We start from the raw sequence: 3,639 nt of genomic DNA, 5'->3' as shown, positions 1-3,639 counted from the left end.
CAGTGTACCCATTTCGTACCAATCGGTACCGAGAAAAGCGTGGCGTTTACTCAGCGGAATATCTGAGTCGTAGACCACCGTAGGAATACCGGCTTCCACCGCTTTGTCAATAGCCGAGGCAATCGCCGGATCGGTGCCGTTAATCAGCAAACCGGTAGGCTTAGTGCCGATGACTTGCTCGATGGTGGCAATTTGGGCTTGTATATCCCATTCGGAAGGACCCAATATTGCAGTCTGCACTCCCCGCTGTTGGCCCCAGTGTTTAAAAGCAGCCTGATCGTGGTTGACGTACATGGGGTAGTTGACAATAGTAGTGACCATTATGTACTCTTCATCAGAATTGACTTCTACCGTTTGGTTAGCAGTTTGCTGTTCGCGGTACTTCGCGCCTTTCTTCGGATCGCAGGATAGGAAAATTAGGCTTAGCAGTAAAAAGCTGATGCAGGCTCTGAAATAAAAAAAATGGTTATAGCTGCCGTTCATAAATCAATAAATTGATCTACGTTTTCGGGGGTGATAGTGAGCAGGCCGGTATTAACCTGGTAGGGTACGTTGGTGATTCCGGCGGCCTGATCGTTACCCGAAAGGCGGTTGGTTTGATGCACCATATCGTACAGAAATTGGGCTCCGTACCAAGTGAAAAGTTCGCGCTTCTGCCCGACGAGTAAATCAATCACACCCTCTTTTACTAGTTTCAGATGCTCTGGCTCCCAATCTACAGTGGTTACTTTGATCTGACCGGCTTTTCCCGATTCTTTAATCGCCAAACCAATGCCAGGGCCACTGTTGGAGTCAAAACCGCAAATTCCAGCGAGGTCAGGGTTGGCACTGATTAGGTCAGAGGTGATACGAGCCGCTTCCTCTACGTTGGCCTTGTCGTCGTACTTGCCAATAAATTCAATATTGGGGTATTCGGCCAGCACATCTTGTAATCCCTGGAAACCGGCCTCCATGTTGGTCATCCCCAGAATACCCATACAGGCTACTTTTCCTTGACCATTAATGAGCTTCGCCATTGCTTCGCCTTGCAAACGGCCCATCTCGTACCAATCGGTGCCCAGAAAAGCGTGACGCTGACTCTGAGGAATATCCGAATCATAAACCACGGTAGGAATACCCGCTTCCACCGCTTTATTGATGGCCGAAGCAATCGCCGGATCGGTACCGTTGACTAGCAAGCCGGTGGGGCGAGTACCTACTACTTGTTCGATAGTAGCAATCTGCGCTTGTACATCCCACTCGGAGGGACCAAGAATGGAAGTTTTGACCCCTCGTTGCTGCCCCCATTTCTTAAATGCTGCCTGATCGTGATTAACGTACAGTGGCATATTTACGGCAGTGGTGACCATCACGTATTCTTCATTTGGGTCAATTTCCACAGTTTGATTAGCCTTTTGCTGTTCGCGGTATTTGGCTCCTTTTTCAGGGTCGCAGGCAATTAGGGTGAGGATAAGTAGTGAGAGGAGATAGATTTGATTAATTCGGATGATTTTGAGAGTTGAAATCCCCCTATCCCGTTCCACGGTGGCCCCTTTAAGAAGGGGGGGATGTGTGGCGGGAGGTAAAGGGATGAGGTTTAAATCAGAATAAGGTGTCATATCAGGCTTGTACTTGTTGGGGTGATGCTACTGAGGTAGCTTGTTGAACGTATTTTTTGGGAGTGGTTCCGCTTCGTTTTTTCAGTAAGATATCAATGGCTACTGCTCCGATCAGGATAAGGCCGAGGATTATCTCCTGCCAGTAGCCGGATACCCGGGCTAGAATCATAATGTTACTAACCAATCCCATAAAGAGCGTACCGAGTAGTGCTCCAATAATTTTTCCCTGACCGCCTAGCAAACTGGCTCCACCTAGAATTACGGCGGTGATTACGCGTAGTTCCATGCCCCGCCCGGAGGTGGCCAGTGCCGCTCCCAGTCGAGAGGCTAGTAAAATTCCGGCAATACCCGCTAGGGATGAAATAATCACAAAACCGATAATCTTCACTCGGTCTACCCGGATACCCGAGAGGTTAGCGGCTTTTTCGTTACCGCCGATGTAGTAGAACTGCCGGAAAAACACGGTGCGGGCTACCAGAATACTGAAAACCATCACAATGATCAGCATCAACCACACCGGCGACTGAATACCTAGAATCTTAGTTTGACCAATGGCGTTAAAATCCGCCGGTAGGTTCTGAATACCCGCCCCAGCAATCATCAGAGCTAATCCCCGAACGATGCCCATCATGGCTAGCGTCTGAATGAGCGGGTTAATGCCTACTTTGGCGACGAGTAATCCGTTCACTAAACCGATAACCCCAGAGAGCCCGAGCCCGACCAGGATGGCTACCGGAGTGTACATACCGTAATAGTACATCAGGTAGGCAGTGATACTACCGGCGAAAGCTACGACGGAACCTACCGAAAGGTCAAACATTCCCGAGATTAGCAAGAGCATCATACCGACCGCGACAATAGACTCAATGGAGAGATTAAGCAGTACCAGCGAGATATTATCAAACGTGGGAAACTTGGTGGGCCAAATCAGGCTGCACACCACGAACATGACTACGATGGTGAGGGTCAACGTGACTACTCGGTCTTGCAATCCCTGAAGAATTCGGGCTCGGTTCATAGGTTAAGTATACATGGTTTTGGTACCCGAAGCGTAGTGCATAATTTCCTCTTCGGTGGCCTGCTCGCGGCTGAGTTCGGCGGTAATAATGCCGTTCCACATCACCAGAATGCGATCGCTCAACAGTAGCACCTCCGGCAGTTCCGAAGAGATCAATAGAATGCTGACTCCCTGCTGGGTAAGTTCGTTCAAGATAGCATAAATCTCGGATTTCGCTCCCACATCCACTCCGTGGGTGGGTTCATCCACAATAAACACTTTGGGCTGCCGCATCAGCCACTTGGCCAGTACCACTTTCTGCTGATTGCCCCCACTCAGGTTAAATACTTTCTGCTGACTACTAGGAGTAACGATACGAAGCTGCTGAATATAGTCTTCAGCTTGCTGTCTAATCTGCTGCGGTTTCAGTACCCCTCGATCAGACACTGCTTCCAAGTTAGCCGCCACTACATTGTCGGCTACGCTCATCTCCAAAAACAATCCCTGCGCCTTCCGCGATTCGGGCAGGTAGCCAATTCCCTGCCGGATAGCATCCCCCGGGTGATTGATCTTGACGGGTTTGCCTTCTAAAAACACTTTTCCTCCTAAAACAGGATCAGCCCCCAGGATAGCTCGAGCCACTTCGGTACGACCGGCACCGACCAGTCCGGCCAGAGCCAGAATTTCTCCTTTCTTCAGTTGAAAGCTAACATCACGAAAGCGTTCTCCTTGCAAATTATTGACTTCCAAAACTACCTGCTGGCTGGCGTAGCTTTGAGTATCTTGTACCTTCAAATCGCGCCCCACCATCTTACGGATCAGTGTATCAACGGTAACTTCCTGAATGAGGAACGTTCCCTGCTGCTGACCGTCCTTCAGTACTGACACCCGATCGGCAATCTCAAAGATTTCGGCCATGCGATGGGAGATGTAGATAATGGATGTCCCTTCTTCCCTTAGACGGTGAATGATACTAAACAGAATCTTGGTTTCTACCTCGGTGATAGACGCGGTAGGTTCATCCAGAATCAGTAGTTCCGGTTT

Annotated in this window: 4 protein-coding genes; all 4 read right to left on the bottom strand. The window is 49.5% G+C overall.

Annotated features, from left to right (window positions below):
- Positions 1–483 (bottom strand): substrate-binding domain-containing protein (locus WBA23_RS02065; protein WP_424580578.1); only part of this gene is annotated, 483 nt, incomplete at its 3' end.
- On the bottom strand, positions 480–1,598 hold the full coding sequence (locus WBA23_RS02060) for a substrate-binding domain-containing protein (protein WP_424580577.1): 1,119 nt from the start codon (positions 1,596–1,598) through the stop codon (positions 480–482). The genes WBA23_RS02060 and WBA23_RS02065, both read right to left, overlap by 4 nt.
- A 1-nt stretch (position 1,599) precedes the next feature.
- On the bottom strand, positions 1,600–2,616 hold the full coding sequence (locus WBA23_RS02055) for an ABC transporter permease (RefSeq protein ID WP_424580576.1): 1,017 nt from the start codon (positions 2,614–2,616) through the stop codon (positions 1,600–1,602).
- A gap of 3 nt (positions 2,617–2,619) precedes the next feature.
- On the bottom strand, positions 2,620–3,639 hold a 1,020-nt coding region (locus WBA23_RS02050; protein ID WP_424580575.1), incomplete at its 5' end, for a sugar ABC transporter ATP-binding protein.

It is taken from the genome of Tunicatimonas sp. (assembly GCF_049647865.1).
GTDB lineage: Bacteria > Bacteroidota > Bacteroidia > Cytophagales > Cyclobacteriaceae > Tunicatimonas.
Note: the sequence above shows the minus strand (reverse complement) of the source record. Positions and strands in the feature narration are given on the sequence as shown.